Source organism: Baekduia sp. Peel2402, from assembly GCF_052567285.1.
Map to the genome: position 1 here is coordinate 4525523 of NZ_CP199582.1, position 17528 is coordinate 4543050.

General features: G+C 71.3%; 18 protein-coding genes. 12 read left to right on the forward strand and 6 right to left on the reverse strand.

The genetic code is table 11. From position 1 onward, the window contains the following. Window positions 1-3: 3 nt before the first annotated feature. From ACT01A_RS22150 to thrB, 6 genes are all read left to right on the forward strand, one after another. Window positions 4-1230, forward strand: a complete 1227-nt coding sequence (locus ACT01A_RS22150; RefSeq protein ID WP_445149276.1) for a homoserine dehydrogenase — start codon at window positions 4-6, stop codon at window positions 1228-1230. A gap of 9 nt (window positions 1231-1239) precedes the next feature. Continuing rightward, a complete protein-coding gene (gene thrC / locus ACT01A_RS22155) occupies window positions 1240-2253 on the forward strand; it encodes a threonine synthase (protein ID WP_445149277.1) in 1014 nt (337 codons plus the stop codon). Window positions 2254-2342: 89 nt separating this feature from the next. Continuing rightward, window positions 2343-2681, forward strand: coding sequence for an STAS domain-containing protein (locus tag ACT01A_RS22160; RefSeq protein ID WP_445149278.1), 339 nt, complete (start codon window positions 2343-2345; stop codon window positions 2679-2681). A 54-nt stretch (window positions 2682-2735) separates the two neighbouring features. Beyond that, window positions 2736-4067, forward strand: a complete 1332-nt coding sequence (locus ACT01A_RS22165; RefSeq protein ID WP_445149279.1) for an FAD-binding oxidoreductase — start codon at window positions 2736-2738, stop codon at window positions 4065-4067. 19 nt (window positions 4068-4086) lie between these two features. Continuing rightward, the gene (locus ACT01A_RS22170) at window positions 4087-4824 is read left to right on the forward strand and encodes a DUF6597 domain-containing transcriptional factor (RefSeq protein WP_445149280.1); all 738 of its coding nucleotides are present in this window, start codon (window positions 4087-4089) and stop codon (window positions 4822-4824) included. Window positions 4825-4881: 57 nt separating this feature from the next. Continuing rightward, complete coding sequence (thrB, locus tag ACT01A_RS22175) at window positions 4882-5733, forward strand: homoserine kinase (RefSeq protein WP_445149281.1); 852 nt, start codon at window positions 4882-4884, stop codon at window positions 5731-5733. Between the two features lie 8 nt (window positions 5734-5741). On the opposite strand, the gene ACT01A_RS22180 is transcribed toward thrB, so the two are convergent. The 3 genes from ACT01A_RS22180 to ACT01A_RS22190 are packed head-to-tail and all read right to left on the reverse strand — an operon-like array spanning window position 5742 to window position 7914. Next, window positions 5742-6542 carry a L,D-transpeptidase gene (locus ACT01A_RS22180; RefSeq protein ID WP_445149282.1) on the reverse strand — a complete coding sequence of 267 codons (801 nt, stop codon included), beginning with the start codon at window positions 6540-6542 and terminating at the stop codon, window positions 5742-5744. Next, the gene (locus ACT01A_RS22185) at window positions 6539-7315 is read right to left on the reverse strand and encodes a ParA family protein (RefSeq protein ID WP_445149283.1); all 777 of its coding nucleotides are present in this window, start codon (window positions 7313-7315) and stop codon (window positions 6539-6541) included. Before ACT01A_RS22185 ends, ACT01A_RS22180 begins: the two co-directional genes overlap by 4 nt. A gap of 20 nt (window positions 7316-7335) precedes the next feature. After that, entirely contained in the window at window positions 7336-7914 is a 579-nt protein-coding gene (locus ACT01A_RS22190) for an FHA domain-containing protein (protein WP_445149284.1), read from the reverse strand. Between the two features lie 199 nt (window positions 7915-8113). On the opposite strand from ACT01A_RS22190, the gene ACT01A_RS22195 reads away from it, so the two are divergent. The 3 genes from ACT01A_RS22195 to ACT01A_RS22205 are packed head-to-tail and all read left to right on the forward strand — an operon-like array spanning window position 8114 to window position 9536. After that, complete coding sequence (locus tag ACT01A_RS22195; RefSeq protein WP_445149285.1) at window positions 8114-8383, forward strand: hypothetical protein; 270 nt, start codon at window positions 8114-8116, stop codon at window positions 8381-8383. Between the two features lie 28 nt (window positions 8384-8411). Next, window positions 8412-8957, forward strand: a complete 546-nt coding sequence (locus ACT01A_RS22200; RefSeq protein ID WP_445149286.1) for an SRPBCC family protein — start codon at window positions 8412-8414, stop codon at window positions 8955-8957. Window positions 8958-8975: 18 nt separating this feature from the next. After that, window positions 8976-9536, forward strand: coding sequence for a hypothetical protein (locus ACT01A_RS22205; RefSeq protein ID WP_445149287.1), 561 nt, complete (start codon window positions 8976-8978; stop codon window positions 9534-9536). Between the two features lie 532 nt (window positions 9537-10068). Here the strand turns inward: ACT01A_RS22205 and ACT01A_RS22210 are convergent. Further along, window positions 10069-11802 (reverse strand): penicillin-binding transpeptidase domain-containing protein, encoded by a 1734-nt coding sequence (locus ACT01A_RS22210; RefSeq protein ID WP_445149288.1) that lies wholly within the window; start codon window positions 11800-11802, stop codon window positions 10069-10071. A 57-nt stretch (window positions 11803-11859) separates the two neighbouring features. On the opposite strand from ACT01A_RS22210, the gene ACT01A_RS22215 reads away from it, so the two are divergent. The 3 genes from ACT01A_RS22215 (at window position 11860) to ACT01A_RS22225 (ending at window position 16178) form a co-directional block, all read left to right on the forward strand. Beyond that, window positions 11860-13020: a MarP family serine protease gene (locus ACT01A_RS22215; RefSeq protein ID WP_445149289.1), complete on the forward strand. Its 1161-nt coding sequence runs from the start codon at window positions 11860-11862 to the stop codon at window positions 13018-13020. A 79-nt stretch (window positions 13021-13099) separates the two neighbouring features. Beyond that, on the forward strand, window positions 13100-15367 hold the full coding sequence (locus tag ACT01A_RS22220; protein ID WP_445149290.1) for a DNA topoisomerase 3: 2268 nt from the start codon (window positions 13100-13102) through the stop codon (window positions 15365-15367). Beyond that, window positions 15354-16178, forward strand: coding sequence for a hypothetical protein (locus ACT01A_RS22225; RefSeq protein WP_445149291.1), 825 nt, complete (start codon window positions 15354-15356; stop codon window positions 16176-16178). The genes ACT01A_RS22220 and ACT01A_RS22225 overlap by 14 nt, the downstream gene beginning before the upstream one ends. On the opposite strand, the gene ACT01A_RS22230 is transcribed toward ACT01A_RS22225, so the two are convergent. Further along, complete coding sequence (locus ACT01A_RS22230; RefSeq protein WP_445149292.1) at window positions 16175-16432, reverse strand: hypothetical protein; 258 nt, start codon at window positions 16430-16432, stop codon at window positions 16175-16177. The genes ACT01A_RS22225 and ACT01A_RS22230 overlap by 4 nt on opposite strands. A 2-nt stretch (window positions 16433-16434) precedes the next feature. After that, on the reverse strand, window positions 16435-17358 hold the full coding sequence (gene uvsE / locus ACT01A_RS22235; protein WP_445149293.1) for a UV DNA damage repair endonuclease UvsE: 924 nt from the start codon (window positions 17356-17358) through the stop codon (window positions 16435-16437). Window positions 17359-17528 lie beyond the last annotated feature (170 nt).

Sequence of the window (17528 nt, forward strand, 5' to 3'; positions counted from 1 at the left end):
CCCATGTCATCCGCTGAGCCTTTCCGCATCGGCCTGCTCGGCCGCGGCACGGTCGGCGGCGCGTTCGCCGACCTCGTGTCCGAGCGCGCCGACGCCATCGCCAACGTCACCGGCCTGCGCCCCGAGGTCACCGGCGTCCTGCGCCGCTCGTCAGGCGACTTCGACGAGATCCTCAACAACTCCGACTTGGTCGTCGAGCTGATCGGCGGCCTGGACCCGGCGCGCGACTACGTGCTGCGCGCGATGGCCGCCGGCAAGCACGTCGTCACCGCCAACAAGCAGCTGCTGGCCGAGCACGGCGAGGAGCTGTGGGCGGCCGCGCGCGAGCACGGCGTCCAGCTGCGCTTCGAGGCCGCGGTCGGCGGCGTCGTCCCGGTCGTGCGCGTCTTGCAAGAGTCGCTGGCCGCCGCCCACATCGAGCGCCTGCACGGCATCGTCAACGGCACCACGAACTTCATCCTGTCGCGGATGGCCGAGACCGGCGCCGAGTACGCCGACGCGCTGCGCGAGGCCCAGGAGCTGGGCTACGCGGAGGCCGATCCGACCGACGACGTCACCGGCAAGGACGCGGCGGCGAAGATGGCGATCCTCGCGCGGCTGGCGTTCGACACGCCGGTGTCGCTCAGCGAGGTCCCTTACGAGGGCATCAAGCACCTGACCGCCGACGACCTTCAGTACGCGCGGGACCTCGGCCTCGGGCTGAAGCTGATCGGCACGGCCGAGCGCGTCGACGGCGGGATCAGCGTCCGCGTCTACCCGGCGTTCCTCTACGGCGCGCACCCGCTGGCGTCGATCAACGGCCCGTTCAACGCGGTGACGATCGAGTCGCCGGCGATCACCGAGATCACGCTGAGCGGCCCGGGCGCGGGCGGTCCGCAGACCGCGTCCGCCGTCCTGGGCGACGTCGTCAGCGCGATGATCCCGCCGGCCTCGACTCCCGAGACCAGCGCGAAGCTGACCGTGGTGAGCGACGTGACGTCGTCGTTCTACCTGCACGTGGAAGTCGCCGATCAGCCCGGCGTTCTGGCTCAGATCGCGCAGATCCTGGGGCTCCAGGGCATCAGCGTGAAGTCGTTCGTCCAGAAGGGGATGGGCGGCGACGCGCGGCTGGTCATGGTCGTGCACCCCGTTTTGGAGTCCAAGCTGTTCGCAGCGGTCGAGATGATCGCCGGCCTGGAGTTCGTCCGCACCCGGCCGCGGGCGATCCGCGTCCTCGACGAGGAGTTCTGAGACGCACCGATGCCCGGCCTGATCGAGCGCTATCGCGACCGCCTGCCGTTCGCGCCCGACGACCCCGTGATCTCGTTGCAGGAGGGGTCGACGCCTTTGGTTCCGGCGCCGCGCCTGGGCGAGCGCGTGGGCGCGGACGTGTGGCTGAAGATCGAGGGCGCCAACCCGACGGGGTCGTTCAAGGACCGCGGGATGACGTGCGCGGTCTCAGACGCCGTCCGCAACGGGGCCGAGGCGGTGCTGTGCGCGTCCACCGGCAACACGGCGGCGTCGCTTTCGGCCTACGCCGCCCGGGCAGGCATCCGCGGCGCGGTGATCGTCCCCGAGGGCAAGATCGCCACCGGCAAGCTCGCCCAGGCGCTGATGCACGGCGCGCGGGTGATCGCGCTGCGCGGGAACTTCGACGTCGCGCTCAAGCTCGTGCGCGAGGTCTGCGAGCGGCAACCCATTGCCCTTGTGAACTCGGTCAACCCCTTCAGGTTGGAAGGCCAGAAGACCGCGTCGTTCGAGATCGTGGACGAGATCGGCTCGATCGACGCGCTCTGCATCCCGGTCGGCAACGCGGGCAACATCACCGCCTACTGGAAGGGCTTCCAGGAGGTCGGCGAATCGCCGCAGATGCTGGGCTTCCAGGCGGCGGGCGCCGCGCCGCTGGTCGAGGGTCGCGTGGTCGAGAACCCGGAGACGATCGCCTCGGCGATCCGGATCGGCAACCCGGCGCGCTGGGAGGAGGCGATGGCGGCGATGACCGCCTCGCACGGCATGGTGCGCGCGGTCACCGACGAGGAGATCCTCGACGCCTACAAGTTCCTCGCCGCGGGCGAGGGCGTGTTCTGCGAGCCGGCGTCGGCGTCGGGCGTCGCGGGCCTTTTGAAGTACGGCGCGCCCGAGGGCGTCTCGCGGATCGTCTGCGTGCTCACCGGCCACGGCCTGAAGGACCCGCAGACCGCGCTGATGCAGGCGGGCTCCGTAGTGCCCTGCGAGCCGGATCTGGGCGCGGTCGAATCCGCTGTGCTCGGGTAGCGAAACCTCCACGTTTTCGACACACCGGAAAATCGCCGCGTGATCTTTCGCGCGGCGCCGTTTCTGCGGTCATGAGGGAGGGAATCCGCATGACCCAGCAACCACCAGACTTCTCCGTGGCGGTCGGACACAGCCGCGAGATCGTGACGATCGCGCCCGCGGGCGAGGTCGACCTCGTCACCGCGCCGTTGATCGCCGACCATCTAGAGGCGATCGCCGCCGGCGACGTCCGCCATCTCGTCCTCGACCTTGAGGGCATCACGTTCATCGACTCCAACGGCGTCGCGCTGCTGCTCGGCACCTGGCGCCGCGCCGCCCGCGAGGGCTGGACGCTCACGATCGCCAACACGCCGCCGGTCGTCGCCGAGGTGCTCAGCACCTGCGGGCTGCTCGACGTGCTGCCGCTCAGCAGCGCCCGGGGTTCGTAGCGACCCGTCCGATTCGTTCAAGACCGCGGCCGCGGGGTGGGGGAGGATGCGCGTATGACCCAGATCCTCCCCGACCTCGACGGCCGTCTCGTGCTCCCCGGCGACGCGGCTTACGACGACGCCCGCCAGGGCTGGAACCTGGCGGTCGACCAGCGCCCGGCCGCAGTGGCTGCGGCGACGTCGGTCGCCGACGTGCAGGCGGTCGTCCGTCATGCCCGCGCTCAGGGGCTGCGCGTTGCGCCGCAGTCCACCGGTCACGGCGCCGAAGCGCTCGACCTCGACGCGCTGCGCGGCGCGATCCTGCTCAAGACAAGTGGGCTCGACGCCATCTCGGTCGATCCCGCCGCGCGGACGGCGACCGTCGGCGCCGGCGTCACCGCGGCCGCGCTGGCCGACGCGGCGGCGCAGCACGGCCTCGCGCCGGTCCTCGGCCTGGCGCCGTCCGTCGGCGTCGCCGGCCTGGTCCTCGGCGGCGGCCTCGGCTGGCTCAGCCGCGCCCACGGCCGCGCCGCCGACCACTTGCTCGCCGCCGAGGTCGTCACGCCCGACGGTGACGTGGTCCAGGCCGACGACGAGCTCCTGTTCGCGCTTCAGGGCGGCGGCGGTCGCGGCGTCGTCGTCACGTCGCTCACGCTGCGCCTGCACGCGGTCGACGAGCTGTTTGGCGGCATGATCGCCTGGCCGGCCGAGCGCGCGGCCGAGGTGCTGGAGCAGGCGCGTCGCGTCGCGATCGAGGCGCCGGACGCGCTCAGCCTCGTCGTCCGCGTCATCGCGTTGCCGCCGCTGGACGTCATCCCCGCGCCGATCCGCGGCAAGCGCATCGTCGCCGTGGTCGCGGTCCACGCCGGGCCGCGCGCGGATGGTGAGCGCCTGCTCGCGCCGCTGCGCACCACCCACGGCGCGCTGATCGACACCTATGACTCGATCGGCCCGGCCGATCTCGTTCGCGTCGCGGGCGATCCCGACGCGCCCGGTGCCGCGCGCGGGGAAGGGCTGCTGCTCGCCGACCTGACGCCCGACGCGGTCGCCACGATCGCGGAGCTGACCGCCGACGAGCGCCTCAGCGTTTTCGAGGTCCGCCAGCTCGGCGGCGCGCTCGCCCGGACGCCGGAGCGTTCCGGCGGGCTGGGCGCCGTCGACGCGCCGTTCGCGTTCTTCGCGGGTGGCTTGGCCGACACGCCGCAGGCCACCGCCTCGGTCACGGCCGCGTTGGCCGAGATCGCCGCCCGGCTTGCGCCGCACACCGCGCCGCGCGTCTTGTTGTCCAACAAGGGCGGCGGCGTCGACCCGGCGCGCGGGTACGCCGACGGTGTCTGGGACCGCCTGCGTTCGGTCCGTGACGCGCACGACCCGGACCGCGTGGTCCTCTCCCACCACGACGGGTAGCCTCGGCCTCAGAACGCCAATGGCCCCCGACTACGTCGAGCTGCGACCCGCGCCCGCACTGCGCCGGTTCGTCGAGCGGTTCTGGATCCACCGCGTGACCGGACCGCCGGCGGAACGCCGCCTGCTGCCCGACGGCCGCATGCACATGGTCTGGGTCGCCCAGCTCGGCCTGCGCGTCACCGGTCCCGCCCAGGGGCCGATGACGCCGGCGCCGCTGCCCGAGATGCTCGCGATCGGCGCGACGTTCCGGCCGGGCGCCGCGCCGTACCTGCTGCGCACGCCCGCCGCTGACCTCGTCGACCGCCACGCCCACGTCGAGCAGCTCGACGCGCGTTTTGCCCGCGACGTCGACGCCGCGTTGCAAGCCGCGCCAGACCCGCGCGCGGCGGTGGCGGCGCTGGCGGGCGGCCTGAGGCGCAAGATCGGCGCGCTGGCCGACGCCGCCGAGCCCGATCCGGCCGTCGCGCACGCGGTCGCCCTGCTTGATGGCGACGCGCGCGCCACGGTGGCCGACGCGGCCGCGCAGGCCTACGTGAGCGAGCGGGAGCTCCAGCGACGCTTCGTCCAGGACGTCGGCTACGCGCCCAAGACGCTCCAGCGCGTGCTGCGCCTCCAGCGCTTCCTGACCGTCCGCACGGTCGCCGACCTCGCGGGCGCCGCCGCGCTGGCGGGCTACGCCGACCAGTCGCACCTCTCCCGCGAGGCCAAGAAGCTCACCGGCCTCACACCGACCGGGCTGCTGGGCTACCGGCACTGACGGCTGGCCATCGCGCGGCGACCCTCCGCGCCCCGGCGCGTTAGGGTCCCGCGACCTATGGAGCGCCGTCGCCTCGTCCGCGTGCCCGCCTCCTCGGCCAACCTCGGGCCGGGCTTTGACGCGTTCGCGGCCGCGTTGGCGATCCACACCGAGATCGAGGTCGTCGAGACCGGGAAGTTCGCGGTCGTCACCGACCTGGCGATCGCCAAGGACCGCCGCAACCTCGCGGTCCGGGGCTTCGAGCGCCTGCATCCGCCGGACGACTTCGAGTTCCGGATTCACTCCGACATCCCGCTCAGCGGCGGTCTGGGCACGAGCGCCGCGGCCTACGTCGCCGGCCTGCTGGCCGCCGACCACCTCTTCGAGCTCGACACCGACCTGCTCGCGCTGGCCACCGAGCTCGAAGGCCACCCGGACAACGTCGCCGCCGCGCTGCTTGGTGGGTTCGTGATCTGCGCCGACGGTACCGCGACGCGCTTCGACGCGCCGACCGGCCTGGAGGCCATCCTCGTCGTCCCGCACGAGGCGGTCCGCACCAAGGAGGCGCGCGCCGCGCTGCCCGCCGAAGTCCCGATGGCCGACGCGGTCTTCAACGTCGCGCACGCCTCGCTGCTGACGCTCGGCCTCGCCCGCGGCGACTGGGACCTCGTCGCCCGCGGCCTCGCCGACCGACTCCATCAAGATCGTCGCGCCCACCTCTTCCCCAAGTCGATGGACATCGTCAAGCGGGCGACCTCACTGGGCGCGCTCGGCGGCACGATCTCCGGCGCGGGCCCGACCGTCCTGGTCTGGTGCCACTACGAGCAGACCGGCGCCGTCCTGGACGCCCTGCGCACCCAGACCGCGGGCTGGGCCAACGTCCTGCGCGCGCCGCTGGAGCCGCACGGCGCCGACGTGCGCGAACTGTAGTTGTAGGTCTACGTCTTGATTCGCACCGGCGTGCCGATGCGGACCTTGCGCATCAGCTGGTGCAGGGCCTTGTTGGTGGCCCTGACGCAGCCGTGGCTGACCGCCTTGCCGATCGTCCACGTGTGCGGCGTGGCGTGGATCGCGATCCGGTCGCCGCCGCCCCAGCCCTGGGCGATCTTCTCCTGGTGGCCGTTGAGCGCCAGGATGCAGCAGCCGTAGTCGCTGTTCTCGTCGCCGGTCTTCAGGCGGTCGGTGACCGCGTACTTGCCGGTCGGCGTCGGCGTCGCGGAGGTGCCGATCGCGACGCGGTAGCGGTCGGTCAGCTTGCCGCGGTGAAAGACCGTCAGCGTCTTGGCGCTCAAGTCGATCACGATCGTCCGCGGCTGCTCGAAGAGGGCGCCGGATGCGACCGGCAGCCAGCCGACGTGGTGCTTGGCCAGCGTCGTGCGGACGAGCACCCAGCCGGGCTTGCGCGCGGCGACCGCGAGGATCGTCGGCGACTTGAACTCCGTCTTGGTCTTGATCGTCGCGACCATCTTGCCGCCGGGCTTGACGCGCAGCTGGGTGCGATGGCGGACGTGGAACGCGAGTGGGCCGGAGAGCTTCGGCTTCGCGGCGGGCGCGGGCTTCTCGGCGTCCGGGTTCGGTGTCGTGCGCAGCGTCTGCGACGGGACCGCGGCGGTCGTGCTCGTGGTCTGCGGCTCGACGTCCGCACCGCAGCCGCTCAGAATCAGCGCGCCGAGGACGACGGCGACCAGCAGCGCCGCCGCGTGCGCGGGGCGGGGTCCGGCGGCGCGACGAAGGCTCATCGTTTGGGCGATCCGCCGTTCAACCCGAGTCGGGCGAGCAGCTCGTCGGCGAGCGCGAGGTAGTCCTCGCCGAGGTCGGGCCGGTGGTCGATGATCGATACCGCGCGCTCGGCCGACTCGGCATACGCGATCGACTGGCGGATCGCGGTGCTCAGCAGCTTGTCGCCGTAGTGCTCCTTCAGCCCCGCCTGCGCCTCGCGCGAGTGGACGGTGCGCAGGTCGGCGATCGTCAGGACCACGCCCAGCCAGTTGAGGTCCGGGTTGAGGCCGTCGCGCGCCAGCTCGATGACCTCCAGCGCCTGCTCGACGCCCTGAAGCGCGAAGTACTGCGCCTCGGCGCTCAGCAGCGCGTGGTCGGCGGCGACCAGCGCGTTGACGGTCAGCAGGCCGAGGTTCGGCGGGCAGTCCAGGAAGATGACGTCGAAGTCGCCGTCGATCGGCTTGAGCGCCTTGCGCAGCGTCAGCTCACGGCCCATCTTGCCCGCAAGCGCCACCTCCGCCTCGGCCAGCGCGAGGTTGGACGGGATGACGCTGACGCCGTCGGGCGCCACGTGCAGCGCGGTCTTCGCCTTCGCCTCGCCGATGAGGACGTCGCGGATCGTCGGCTCGGCCTCAGGGTCGACGTCGAAGTAGTCCGACAGGTTGCCCTGCGGGTCCAGGTCGACCGCGGCGACGCGCAGGCCGGTGCGCCGGAACGTATCGGCGAGATGCCGCACGGCCGTCGTCTTGCCCGTCCCGCCCTTCTGGCTGAGAACCGCAACTTTCAGCGCCATCGAGGCGCCGATTGTATGGGTCAGCCCGCGGCGTCCGCGGCAGGCTCTTGCGATTCCGCGAGCGCCTCCGCCGTGAGATGCAGGTATTGCAGGCGATACCGCCCGACGACGATCTCGTCGCCGTCGGCCAGCGCCCGCCACTCGACCCGCTCGCCGTTGACGAACACGCCGTTGAGCGACCGGTCGTCCAGCACGCGGACGCCGTCCGGCTGGCGGACGATGAGCGCGTGGCGGCGCGAGACGGTCGGGTCGTCGAAGCGGACGTCGGCGGCCAGCGAGCGGCCGACGCGCGTCCACTCCTTCTCCAGCCCGACGACGCGCAGGCGGCCGGCGTCCTCGTAGGCGAGGTACTCGCCTGGCTTGGAGACCTCGGCGCGCGCGGCGGCGACCAGCCCGGCGCGCTCCTCTTCGGTCGGCGTTTCGCCAGCTCGGCGTTGGAAGCGAGGGCCGGAGAACAGCGATGCGCGCACGAAGCTCGCTCCGCTACAGCCGGGGCAAGCCGGGAGCTCGTCGGACGCCGCCAACGTCACGACGTAGCCGCACTGCTCACACCGGAAGGACCCCGTTCCCGCGAGCGTCCCAGACGTCAAGGACTCCATTTGACCACTCCCTCTCTGCCGGCTGGCGACCCGAGGGTCGAGCGTACTGCCGATGCGGCAGGACAAAAACCCTGTTGACCAATCCATTGTCAGGCCGTCAACGCCTTCGTGATAACTGAGGGCAGAATCTCCGGGAACGGCCTCCGGCAAACCGAGGTGCAGCGGCAGGACCACCCTCTCGGGTGGAGAACCCCGCGGCATGGCCAGGACGCTGAAGACGCTCGACGAGACCGATCTCGAGACCGCGCTGATGCGCAAGTCGGTTGGAGACCTCACGGCGGGACGCCACGTCTGCGACGACTGCGGTCGCACGCCGCTGGTCGGCGAGCGCATGTTCCGCTTCGGCACCTCCGCGACGGTCTGCGAGCTGTGCACGCCGCTGCGCCGCGCCGAGCCCGACGCGGCGTACCCGGTCCATCACATGGAGCGCGGGATCACGGTCCGGCGCATCACTCCGCGCGCCGCCTGAGCAGGACCTGCGGGTAGAATCTCCCGGCGTGGACCCCGTCAGCGCTGATGTGATCATCGACCGCCCCCGCGAGGAGGTGTTCGAGTACCTCGCGGACATCGCCAACCACGCGGAGTTCTGCGATCACTACCTCGTCGACTGGCGCCTGACGCGCGAGGACTCCTACGGGGTCGGCGCCGGCGCCCGCTACAAGATCAAGACGCCGGTGCGCAGCCGCTACAACTTCGGCGACTCCACGCTGGTGGAGGTCGCGCCGCACCAGATCGTCGAGCGCGGGCGCATGGGCAAGTTCAACCGGATCCTCACGCGCGGCGTCTACGAGCTGCGCGACCACTCCGGCGGCGCCACGCGCGTGACGTTCACGTTCGAGAGCAAGCCGAAGTTCCTCAGCGACCGGCTCAACGAGAAGCTCGGCGCGTCCTGGTTCAAGCGCAAGAACAAGAAGGCGCTGACCCGCCTGCGCGACATCCTCGAAGAGGACCGCGGCCGCGGCACGCGTCCGTCCGTCGCGGGCGGCGCGCGCAAGCCCGCGTCCGCCTTCCGCTTCCGTCCCGACCTCGAACAGCAGTCGTAGATAGAGTCCGCCGCCGCCATGCAGCTTCGTCGCCTGATCGCCACCACCACCGTCGCCTTTGCCGCCGCGACCTCGCTGGCCGCCTGCGGCGGGGAGTCCGAGGAGCCGACCGCCGGCAAGACCGAGGGCGTCTACGTCAACACGGGCGAGCTGGCCTACCAGGTCCAGATCTCGCGGCAGCTCAACGAGAAGGACTTCGAGGACCGTGACTACCTCACGGGCCTGCCCACCGGGACGTCGCTGTCCAAGGGCGAGGAGTACTTCGGCGTCTTCATTCGCGTCTTCAACCGCACCAAGGACGACCACGAGTCGGCCTCCCAGTTCGTGATCCGTGACACGACCGGCAAGGAGTACCAGCCGATCGTGCTCGACACGAACCTCAACCGCACCGCCTACCACCCGGCCGTCGTCCACGGCGGCGACCAGATCCCGGTCCCGGGCTCCTTGGCACGCGAGAACCTCACGCAGGGCGGCCTGCTGCTCTTCAAGGTCGAGAACACGACCTACGACTCCCGTCCGCTCGAGCTGAACATCACGTCGCCGGAGGGCACCACGGCGACAGTCGACCTCGACGTCTAGCGGCGTCGCTGCGTTTGGTGGCGCCCGCGCGAGGGTTTGCGCGGGCGTTGTTCGTTAACGGGCCGTCAAGGGCGTGAGGCTGTTGGGGCGTGGCGACCGCTTGGGGTGTGGATGGTCGCTGGGGGCGATTCCGGCGGCGGGGATTTACAGCCGCATCAAGACATCAGACTCGGCCTCCAGGGTGGTCCCTCGGCCGTTGGGGTTCGAGGGATCAGGGTTTCGGAGATCCGGGTCGCTGAGAGCTGCATATGCCAGCTCGGAGCGACCCGCATCCCGAAATCGAGGTCCGGGTCGAGTTAGCGTCGATATACGACGCTAAAACGACCCGGATCCCCAACCGAGCGTCCTTCGGGCCCGAACCCTCAAACCCCGAGGTCGACGGACGCCCCTTGAGGCTCGCATTCATGTCTTGATGCCAAAGCCAGCCCGGCCGGCGCTGCCCAAAGCGACCATCACCCCCAGGCGGTGGCCGCGCCACCCCGCTCCCACGCCCTTGATGAGCGAAGAACCACCAACGCCCGCGGCCAGCCCCTCAGCCGCCGTTCTTCAACCCCGCCAAAACAACCTCTCGCGCCGCCGGCGCCGCCGTGTCCCCACCTGCGCCCGCGCCCACGAGCATGAACCCGACCGCGATTCGCGGCGTCCCGTTCCCCGCTGGCGCATAGGTCGAGAACCAGGCGTCGGTGTCGCTCGTGTCCGTCGCGTCCTGATCGGCACACGACTCCGGGTTGTCGGCGGTCGGCTTGCAGGTCTGGGTCGACTTCAACTCCGCCGTCCCCGTCTTGCCCGCGACCTTGACGTCCGGGATCGCCGCCGCGGTGCCGGTGCCGTACCGCACGACGCCCAGCATCAGCTTCTCGACCGTCCGCGCCGTCTTGGCGTCGGTGGCCTGGGTCGTCGGCGCGGTCTTCCACTTCTCGGGATCGAGCGTCACCGCCGGGCGCTTGCCGCGCAGGCCGATCGTCGCCGCGACGATCGCCATCTGCAGCGCGGTCGCCTGGACCCGACCCTGGCCGATGGCGGACGACCCGACTGCGAGGTCGTCGCCGATCTCGTCGGCGGCCGGGATCGAGGACGTTGCCGCGCCGGTGATCCCGGTCGGCGCGTTGAACCCGAACTTCTCGGCGGTCGCCACGAGCTTGGCGGCGCCCACCTTCGCGCCCAGTGGCCCGAAAACGCTGTTGCACGACTCCGCGAACGCGTTGGCCAGCGTCCCACCGCAGGACTCGCCGTTGGCGTTCTGCAGCTCCACGCCCTCCAGCGTGGCGCTCGTCTGCACCGGGAACTCGTCGCTGACCTTCGCGACGCCGTTCTCCAGCGCGCTTGTCGCGGTGATGATCTTGAACGTGGAGCCCGGCGGTTGCAGGCCGGAGAAGCCGACGCCGGCCGCGGCGAGGATCTCGCCGGTCTTGGGCCGGATCGCGACGACGCCGCCGAACCGCCCGGCCAGCGCAGTGACCGCGGCCTCCTGGACCGACGGCGCGATCGTCGTGCGCACCGCCGCCGACTTCTTTGGCGCGCGCTGGGCCAGGAGCCGCGCGCCGGCGCGCAGCTCGCCGCCCGGGGTTCCGGCCAGGCGCAGGTCAAACGCGCGCTCCAGCCCGGTGATCCCGACCTGTGTGTCGGCTGGGTAGCCGAGCTGCTCGTACTGCTCCTTGCGGTCTTCCGGGATCGGCCCGAGCGATCCCGCGATCGCGCTGGCGGTCGCACCCAGCGTCGAGGTCCGGTCCGGGCCGGCGGCCAGCGGCGTGCCGTCGCGCGCCAGGATGTCCGAGCGCTCCGGCATCTCGGTCGTGCGCTTGAGCGACTCGCCCGCGCCCAGGCCCGGGAAGACGAGGTTCGGGGCCCACTCGACCATCGCCTTGCCGTCCTTCTCGACGACCTTCAGCCGCAGCGTGCCGCGGACCGGCCCGAAGGCCTTGGTCTGCACGACCACCGGCACGCGCCAGTTGCCCTCGCTGGCCTCCTGCGGCGTGCCGGTGCGCAGCGAGGTGATCGTCGCGGTGTCGGCGGCGCTGGCGTACTTGTCGCGGAACGCCCCGAGGCTGTAACGATCCTGCGACGCACCGCTGGTCTCGGCGCGCATCGCGGTGTAGTCCTTGGCATCCCACGCGCGCGCGAAGCGCGTGACCGCGTCCTTCTCGGACGGCCCGCCGGTCGTCGCGCACACGACGCCGATCCCGAGCGCGACGACGAGGACGACGCCGACCGCCACCAGGCGGCGCGCGCGTGTCTGGGCGCGCGAGGGGCGTGGCGACGGCGGCATAGGTCAAGCAAAGTACCGACGCGCGGGGCGGGTGGGAGCCGAGTACTCTCGGCGCGGTTGACCAAGATCGATTGGCTGATCGTCGCCTTCACCATCCTGATGGCCACCATCGGGTGGCGGCAGGGGTTTGTGGCGGGCGCTTTTGCGCTGGCGGGCTTCGTCGGTGGCGCGTTCCTGGGAAGCCGCATCGGGCCTGCGTTGCTGAGCGACGGGTCGTCCTCACCGTACGCGCCTTTGGTGTCGCTGGCCGGCGCGGTCCTCGGCGGTTCGCTGCTGGCGGGCGTGTTCGAGACCGCGGGGTTCCTCGTCCGGCGCAGCGTCCCGATACCTGGCGTGCGGACGCTCGACGGGCTGCTCGGGGCAGGGCTCAGCGCTGCGATCGGGCTGGGCCTGGCGTGGATCGCGGGCGCCGTGATGCTCCAGACGCCGGGCGCACGCGAGCTTCGACAGGACATCCAGCGCAGCGAGATCCTGTCGCGGCTGAACGACGTGCTGCCGCCCTCGGGGCCGATCCTCAACGCGCTCGCGCGCTTTGACCCGTTCCCGCACGTCGACGGCCCCTCGGCCAACGTGCCCGCTCCACGCGCCGCGGTGGCGCGCGACCCGCAGGTCAAGGCCGCGGCGGGGTCGGTCGTCCGGATCCTCGGCACCGCGTGCGGGCTGGGCATCGAGGGCTCGGGCTGGGTGGCGGGCAACGGGCTGGTGGTGACCAACGCGCACGTGGTCGCGGGCGAGGACGACACAACCGTTCAGATCCGCGGCGAGGGCGACAAGCACGACGCGGTCGCGGTCGCGTATGACTCGACCAACGACGTGGCGGTCCTGCGCGTGGAGGGGATCTCCGAGGTGCCCGCGCTGCCGTTTGCCGACGACACCTCCTCGGGCACGGAGGGCGCGGTCCTCGGCTTCCCGGAGAACGGGCCCTATGACGTGCGCGCCGCGCGCCTGGGCGCCACGCGGGCGGTGGTTTCCCAGGACGCCTATGGCAACGGGCCGGTGACGCGCCAGATGACGACGTTCCGCGGCACCGTGCGATCGGGCAACTCCGGCGGTCCGCTCGTGGACACCGCGGGCCGGGTGCTGGCGACGGTCTTCGCGAAGTCGACGCGCGCGTCACCGGCAGGCGGCTACGGCGTGCCCAACGCGGTCGTGCGCGAGGTGCTCGCGGGCCGGGCTGGCGCGGGCCAGGCGGTCTCCACCGGAGCCTGCGCGGACTGACGCCGAGCCACGCGCGTCCTGCCACGACTTCGCGACAGCGCCCCCGCCACACGGCCTGGCCGCTACGCTCCGGCGTCACATGGGCAAGATCCTCGTCATCGCCGAGAAGCCGTCCGTCGGGCGCGACCTGGCACGGATCCTCCCGGGTCCGTTCGAGAAGAAGTCCGGCGCGGGGGAGAAGACCGAGCGCTGGCTCGAGGGGCCCGAGCACATCATCTCGTGGGCGGTCGGCCACCTCGTGCAGCTCGCCGAGCCCGACGAGTACGACGAGAAGTTCAAGAAGTGGCGCATGGCGGACCTGCCGATCGTGCCGCCGAAGTTCAAGCTCGTGGTGCGCGACGAGCGCTCGCAGAAGCAGATGTCGGTGGTCAAGCAGCTGCTGCGCCGCGACGACGTCGACCAGGTCATCAACGCCTGCGACGCCGGCCGCGAGGGCGAGCTGATCTTCGCCTACCTGTTCGAGAAGGCTGGCGCCAAGAAGCCGGTCCAGCGGCTGTGGCTGAACTCGATGACCAACGACGCCATGCGCGAGGGGTTCAACAACCTGCGTGACGGTGGCGAGTTGGCCAAGCTCGAGGACGCGGCCCGCTCGCGGTCAGAAGCCGACTGGATCGTCGGCATGAACGCCACGCGCGCGGCCACGATCCGGCTGCGGTCCTCGTTTGACGGCGCGGTCTCGCTGGGTCGCGTGCAGACGCCGACGCTGGCGATCCTCACGCGGCGCGAGGAGGAGATCCGCGCGTTCGTGCCCGAGCCCTACTGGCTCGTCGACGCGGTCTTCGACGCGTCCGGCAACCGCGGCTACGAGGGTCGCTTCCACGAAGGCGCCCAGCCGCGGATCGCGACCGCCGAAGAGGCCGAGGCGATCGCCACCGCCGTGCGCGGCCAGGCGGGCGAGATCACCAAGCTCGAGAAGACGACGCGCAAGGAGAAGGCGCCGCTTCTGTACGACCTGACGTCGCTCCAGCGCGAGGCCAACACGCGCTACGGCTTCAGCGCGCGGCGCACGCTGGCCGCCGCGCAGCGCTGCTACGAGGAGCACAAGGCGCTCACCTATCCGCGTACGTCCTCGCGCTACCTGACGAGCGACATGGTGCCGGAGCTCAAGGAGGTCGCGGGCCACGTCGGCGAGCGGCCCGAGTACGCCAAGGGCGCCCAGTACGTGGTCGGGCTCGACCTGCTGCCGCTGGGGCGAGTCGTCGACGACGCCAAGGTCGGCGACCACCACGCGATCATCCCGACCAACTCATCGCACAAGCTCGACAAGATGAGCGATGACGACCGTCGCATCTACGACATGGTCGCGCGGCGCTTCCTGGCGGTCTTCCACCCGGAGGCCGTCTTTGAGAACACGCGCATCGAGACGACCGTGAGCGAGCACATCTTCCGCACGCGCGGCAAGGTCCTGGTCGTCCCGGGCTGGCGCGGCGTCTACGGCGAAGAGGCCGACGACGGCAGCGCGCGCGACGAAGAGGACGAGGGCCGCGACCAGTCGCTGCCCAAGCTCGAGAAGGGCGAGAGCGTCGACACGCGCGCGGTCGAGGTGCTGGCGAAGGAGACCAAGCCGCCGCGGCGCTACTCCGACGCGTCGCTGCTGGGCGCGATGGAGACCGCGGGCAAGCTCGTCGACGACGACGAGCTGCGCGAGGTCATGAAGGAGTCGGGGATCGGCACGCCGGCGACGCGCGCGGCGATCATCGAGCGGCTCATTGACGTCGGCTACGTTGAGCGCGACGGCCGCTCGCTGGTGCCGACCGAGAAGGGCATGAACGTGATCCGGCTGCTCGGCGACCACCCGCTGACGTCGCCGTCGCTGACCGGTGACTGGGAGCAGCGCCTCGCCGCGATCGAGGCCGGTGAGCAGCAGCGCAAGGTGTTCATGGCCGACATCGCGAAGTTCGCGGAGTTCACGGTCGGCGATCTGGACGCCAAGCTGAAGGACGTCCGGATCCCGCGCGCCAACCTCGGCCAGTGCCCGATCTGCGGCAACGACATCATCGAGAACCGCAAGGGCTACTCGTGCTGGTCGCGCGAGGACCCGGGCTGCGGCTTTGTCATCTGGAAGTCCAAGGCCGGCAAGAACCTGCCGGCGGCGATCGCCAAGGAGCTGATCGCCAAGGGCAAGACCGAGAAGCCGGTGACGGGCTTCAAGGGCCGCTCGGGCCGCTCGTTCCGGGCGCGGCTGGCGCTCGTGCAGAACGAGGAAGGCCGGATGCGCGTGGAGTTCGACGAGCCGTGGGCGAAGGAGGGCTTCAAGGAAGCCCAGCAGGACGAGATGGAAGCCGGGGCGACCGGCGACGGCGCGGCCGAGGCTCCGGCGGCGAGCGGGGCGAGTGCGGCGGCCTAGCACGGCGCCGCGCGCCTTCGCCGCGGTCCTGCTCGCGGCGCTGGCGCTCCTGGTCACGCCGTCGCTGGCGTCCGCCAACGATGCCGGCACGGTCACCCGCACGGTCGGCAACGTCACCGCGACGCTCGAGTGGGACAAGGCCGACTACGGCATCGCCAACCCGCGCCTGGCCGTGACGCGCGCAGGCGTGCGCTACGACCTCACGATCGTCGACATCTGCGACGAGGGCTGCATCCTCGTGCCCGACGACGCGAACACCAAGGCGCAGGAGTCGGTCCTCAAGGTCGCCGACCTGGACGGTGACGGCGAGCCCGAGGTCCTGGTCGACACGTTCTCCGGCGGCGCGCACTGCTGCCTGACCGCGCGCCTGCTGTCCTGGGATAGCACCGGCTACCAGCCGCGCGACTTCGAGTACGGCGACGTCGGCTACCAACTTAAGGACCTTGACAACGACGGCCGTCCGGAGCTGGTCGGCTACGACCCCGTCTTCTCGTCGGTCTTCACCGCCTTTGCCGGCTCCGCCTTCCCGCCGCTCGTCCTGCACGTGTCCAAGGGCAAGTTCGTCGACGACACCAAGCAGTTCCCCAAGCTCATCCGCACCGACGCCGCCTCCTTGTTGAAGGCCTTGCGCAAGGCCAAGAAGGGCGACGACATCCGCGGCGTCCTCGCCGCCTACGTCGCCGACCAGTACCTCCTCGGCAAGGCCTCGGTAGCCACCAAGGAACTGGACCGCCAGCGCAAGGCCAAGCGGATCTCAGCGTCCTTCAAGCCCTACTTGTTGAAGAAGCTCCACACCTGGGGCTACCGCTAGCGCCGCGGGCGGAGCGCCGCCGCGGTCAGCGTTACGGCGCCGATGGCCGCCAGCGCGAGGCCGAGCGCGACCGCCGTGCGATCCGGGACCTCCTGCACGGTGATGCCGGAGAAGGCGGGCGTCGCGCCGCTGTCGCCTGAGGCGATGCCGACGGCCTCGTCGGTCAGGACCCAGGTGCCGAGTGCGATCAGGGTCAGCCCCGCGGTGCAGATGAGGGCGCCGAGCCACGTGATGCGGGAGGAGGCCGCGGTCATGGTCAGGACGTTAGGGCAACCCCGCGTGCCGTCAGCTGGTCGCGCAACCGCAGCAAGGCAAGGTCCTTGCCTTTGGCCTCCAACATGATGTCGAAGTCCGGCAGGCCCGCGGCGGTCTCGGTGAGAAAGTGCTCGAAGCCGATCGGGTCGATCATGTCCGCGTGGGCGCGGAGCTGGGGGAGGACCAGCTTCTTGTCCTTCTCCTCCAGCGCGGTCTTCGGCGAGGAGTAGTGGATCTTCGGCGTCACGCCGTCCGGCCACGTCGCCAGCGCGAGTGCCAGCGCTTCGCGGTCCGGGATGCGGTCGGGGTCGTGGCAGTGGTGGTGCAGGATGTCCCACACGACCGGGCGGCCGATCCGGCGGTGCAGCTCCAGGACGTCGGTCAGCGCGAACGTGCGGTCATCGTTCTCGATCACCAGCCGCGCCCGGGCCGCCTCGCTACAGCGTGCGAAGCCGTCCTCGAGCCGATCGAGCGCCGCGTCCCGGCCGCCCGCGCCGCCGCCGACGTGCAGCACGACCACCGCCTCCGGCCCTAGCCCCATCGCGTCCATCAGCTCGGCCTGGACCTCCAGCTCCTCGACCGCGAGCCGCCGCACCCGCTCGTCCTCGCTGTTGAGGACGGTGTACTGGCCGGGGTGCGAGGACAGCCGCACGTCCAGCTCGCGGGCCAGCGCGCCGACCTCCGCCAGGCGCTCCGCGAAGACCTGTGGCGCGTCCCGGAACTGCGGCAGCTCGGGATGCGACGCGTAGGGCGCCAGCCCGGTCGGCATCCGGTACATGTCGATCTCGTACGCGGCGCAATAGCGCAAGATCGCCTCCAGCCGGTCAAGCGACACGTCCAGCGACGGCTCGCTCTGCCACCGCCGCGTGTCGTGGGACGGCAAGCCGCCGTCGCCGAGGACCTTCACCGCGAAGCCGAGACGCATCTTCGCTCCCGTACCCGCCGGGTGACGGCGCGCGCGCCAAACCGCAGGCCGCTAACGAATCCTCACCAACTCGTCCTAAAACGCCGCGAGCCGGTCATGGCGACCGGCTCGCGCGCACGCCGGGGATGAGAGCGTGCGGTGTGCCACGGCCCCGTCCCGGGGACCGTCTG

Excerpts from the sequence above, each read along its gene's own strand:
- ACT01A_RS22150 (WP_445149276.1), top strand. The coding sequence starts at position 4 with ATGTCATCCGCTGAGCCTTTCCGCATCGGCCTGCTCGGCCGCGGCACG.
- thrC (WP_445149277.1), top strand. The coding sequence starts at position 1,240 with ATGCCCGGCCTGATCGAGCGCTATCGCGACCGCCTGCCGTTCGCGCCC.
- ACT01A_RS22160 (WP_445149278.1), top strand. The coding sequence starts at position 2,343 with ATGACCCAGCAACCACCAGACTTCTCCGTGGCGGTCGGACACAGCCGC.
- ACT01A_RS22165 (WP_445149279.1), top strand. The coding sequence starts at position 2,736 with ATGACCCAGATCCTCCCCGACCTCGACGGCCGTCTCGTGCTCCCCGGC.
- ACT01A_RS22170 (WP_445149280.1), top strand. The coding sequence starts at position 4,087 with ATGGCCCCCGACTACGTCGAGCTGCGACCCGCGCCCGCACTGCGCCGG.
- thrB (WP_445149281.1), top strand. The coding sequence starts at position 4,882 with ATGGAGCGCCGTCGCCTCGTCCGCGTGCCCGCCTCCTCGGCCAACCTC.
- ACT01A_RS22180 (WP_445149282.1), bottom strand. The coding sequence starts at position 6,542 with ATGAGCCTTCGTCGCGCCGCCGGACCCCGCCCCGCGCACGCGGCGGCG.
- ACT01A_RS22185 (WP_445149283.1), bottom strand. The coding sequence starts at position 7,315 with ATGGCGCTGAAAGTTGCGGTTCTCAGCCAGAAGGGCGGGACGGGCAAG.
- ACT01A_RS22190 (WP_445149284.1), bottom strand. The coding sequence starts at position 7,914 with ATGGAGTCCTTGACGTCTGGGACGCTCGCGGGAACGGGGTCCTTCCGG.
- ACT01A_RS22195 (WP_445149285.1), top strand. The coding sequence starts at position 8,114 with ATGGCCAGGACGCTGAAGACGCTCGACGAGACCGATCTCGAGACCGCG.
- ACT01A_RS22205 (WP_445149287.1), top strand. The coding sequence starts at position 8,976 with ATGCAGCTTCGTCGCCTGATCGCCACCACCACCGTCGCCTTTGCCGCC.
- ACT01A_RS22210 (WP_445149288.1), bottom strand. The coding sequence starts at position 11,802 with ATGCCGCCGTCGCCACGCCCCTCGCGCGCCCAGACACGCGCGCGCCGC.
- ACT01A_RS22220 (WP_445149290.1), top strand. The coding sequence starts at position 13,100 with ATGGGCAAGATCCTCGTCATCGCCGAGAAGCCGTCCGTCGGGCGCGAC.
- ACT01A_RS22230 (WP_445149292.1), bottom strand. The coding sequence starts at position 16,432 with ATGACCGCGGCCTCCTCCCGCATCACGTGGCTCGGCGCCCTCATCTGC.
- uvsE (WP_445149293.1), bottom strand. The coding sequence starts at position 17,358 with ATGCGTCTCGGCTTCGCGGTGAAGGTCCTCGGCGACGGCGGCTTGCCG.